The 1,688-nt window shown below is 60.1% G+C and carries 3 protein-coding genes; 2 read left to right on the top strand and 1 reads right to left on the bottom strand.

Going from position 1 to position 1,688, the window contains the following annotated elements; genetic code table 11:
- Positions 1 to 275: hypothetical protein (locus tag L0H65_RS19565; protein WP_301460854.1), on the bottom strand; the 275-nt coding region annotated here is incomplete at its 3' end.
- Positions 276 to 328: 53 nt separating this feature from the next.
- Here L0H65_RS19565 and L0H65_RS19570 point away from each other — a divergent pair.
- Positions 329 to 793 (top strand): hypothetical protein, encoded by a 465-nt coding sequence (locus tag L0H65_RS19570; RefSeq protein ID WP_301460855.1) that lies wholly within the window; start codon positions 329 to 331, stop codon positions 791 to 793.
- A 332-nt stretch (positions 794 to 1,125) separates the two neighbouring features.
- The gene (locus L0H65_RS19575) at positions 1,126 to 1,509 is read left to right on the top strand and encodes a hypothetical protein (RefSeq protein ID WP_301460856.1); all 384 of its coding nucleotides are present in this window, start codon (positions 1,126 to 1,128) and stop codon (positions 1,507 to 1,509) included.
- Positions 1,510 to 1,688 lie beyond the last annotated feature (179 nt).

Consider the following 1,688-nt stretch of genomic DNA (forward strand, 5'->3'; position numbering starts at 1 on the left):
CGTTGAAATGCCGCGAAAGGGTCAACGGGCGCATAATCCGGAACTTTCGGTTTCCAGTCATCATCGGCCGGACTGCGGTTGGTCGTGACCGTCACGGATCGCTGCTCCACCACTAGCTTGCCATCGGCATTGCGGTATTCAGTCAGTATCGTCAGGAAGATGATGGCCTCCTCCGCATGTAGCGGCACCGAAAGGTCGTGATCGAATCTTTCGAAAACCGCCCCGCGCGGGCGTTCCAGGGTAAGCCCCCAGCGTAAGGCACGGGGACGAAACACGGCATACCAATATCGACTGCGCAAAGTGGCAGGAGCAGGGAGCGATAGGTCGAATGCTGTTCAACCCCGGTTCCGCCCAAGCCGATCATCTGGGCCAGGCGCAAGGCGGGATGGCGCTTTATGCCGGCCTGTGCGCCCTCAATCATCCGCTCCACCAGAAAACGGTCGGCGCGAAATCCGGGCAGCGCGGCGTGGACGTTTGCAATGCGTTTGATCGCACCGCGTTCGGCGGCACCGACAGCGGTGAGCGCGTCGTCAAAGCCAAGCAAAGCGGCGACGCCACCATCCATCAACCGCCGCCGCCGCGCCGATTCCAGCGCTTCCGGCAGGATCCGGCCGACCGCACAGGGCAGTTTGAGGGCGTTCGCAACCTCGAACATCGCCTTGATACTTGGCAGTCGCGCCACATCAAGCCGCCTTTTATCAGCGCGAGGCACCTCGACAAAGAAAAGCACCTGATCGCTGACGCCGTCGGCCAGCAGCGCGCGGTTCTTTTGCGTATTGCGGCGCAGGGGTAGGAAGGATCAATGATGCCCTTTCCGCCTGCGAGCAACCAGACCGTTCAGCCCGCCGGAGAATGATGCCGCCGTCAGCCTGTTGCCCGCCGGTAGCCCGGCAATGCGGAGGCATTTCTGGGTTTCGGGCAAAGCCTTCGGCGTGCGGACTTCGACAACGCCGCAACGACCCTTGCCTGTTGCCCCAGTTTGGTGACAGCAGGGCTTGTCTTTGCATCCGGCGCAACCGTTTCCGCTTTTGCGTCAAAGCCTGTTGCGCATTGCGTCCTGGCGGATCACTATCATCTTGAACCGGCGCACCATCTCAGGGGCGCAAGGCACGCGCGAGGAGATTCATGACGGTGGAACCCAAAACCGGGCGTCCTGTGCGCCGCCGCAAGTTTTATCCGCTTGAACCGATGCTGGCGGTCGGACTTGCGGTTTACGGCATCTACGGTGTTATTGTCGATGACCTTGCCATACCATTTTTCCATAGCACCGGAAAACCCGGCGTCGGTTCAAAAAAGATCGAAATGCTGCACTTTCACGGGCCGCAGGCATGGCTGCTGTTTGCTGCGATGATGTGCATCGCCCTCGGTCTGGCTATCCGCATCGTCGGGAAATATGCTGACGGTCCCCGTCGCAGGGTCGGCAGCTCTTGGTCGAACGGTCTGTTGGGTGCGGGTTTTTGTGTCGCGATGGTGATGATTCTGGCGAGGGGTTTTCATCTGATCGGTTAAGCCTCTTGTGCCATTTCAAGTGTTTCACTCTGCGTTGATGTATCTGGCCAGGCGCGCGCGGGTGCCGTCGTTCCAGACGGCGGAAAGTTCTGCGCTGAAGGCATTGGCGAAGTCTTGATCCTGCGCCATGTCACCGTAGACGGTCGCCATCTCCAGCCAAGCTGTAGGACGGGTTTTTG

Origin of the sequence: Pseudorhodobacter sp., assembly GCF_030452865.1 — a bacterium.
Taxonomy (GTDB): Bacteria; Pseudomonadota; Alphaproteobacteria; order Rhodobacterales; family Rhodobacteraceae; genus Pseudorhodobacter.

Bases quoted from the DNA above. Each gene is read 5' to 3' on its own strand.
- L0H65_RS19570 (WP_301460855.1), top strand. From the start codon at position 329: ATGCTGTTCAACCCCGGTTCCGCCCAAGCCGATCATCTGGGCCAGGCG.
- L0H65_RS19575 (WP_301460856.1), top strand. From the start codon at position 1,126: ATGACGGTGGAACCCAAAACCGGGCGTCCTGTGCGCCGCCGCAAGTTT.